Origin of the sequence: Vogesella mureinivorans, from assembly GCF_007644035.1 — a bacterium.
GTDB classification, from domain to species: domain Bacteria; phylum Pseudomonadota; class Gammaproteobacteria; order Burkholderiales; family Chromobacteriaceae; genus Vogesella; species Vogesella mureinivorans.
The window spans coordinates 1-272 of record NZ_VMTV02000994.1; the positions used below are offsets into that span (position 1 = coordinate 1).

The 272-nt window shown below is 65.8% G+C and carries 1 protein-coding gene; it reads left to right on the forward strand.

The window, feature by feature from the left end; all coding sequences use genetic code 11:
* Window positions 1-272, forward strand: a 272-nt coding sequence (locus tag FLQ44_RS21860) for a nitrilase-related carbon-nitrogen hydrolase (RefSeq protein WP_276607906.1), incomplete at both ends; no start/stop codon positions are given.

Consider the following 272-nt stretch of genomic DNA (forward strand, 5'->3'; position numbering starts at 1 on the left):
TGCAGGAGCTGCACAACGGCGCCTACTTCTGCCAGCACGAGAGCGTGGACGAGTTCGACCGCGCCGAGCCCATCCCCGGCCCCAGCACGGAGCGTCTGGGCGCGCTCGCCAAACGGCATGGCATGGTGATCGTGTCCTCGCTGTTCGAGCGCCGCGCCGCTGGCCTGTACCACAACACCGCAGTCGTGTTCGAAGCCGACGGCAGCATCGCCGGCAAGTACCGCAAGATGCACATCCCCGACGATCCGGGCTTCCTCGAGAAGTTCTACTTC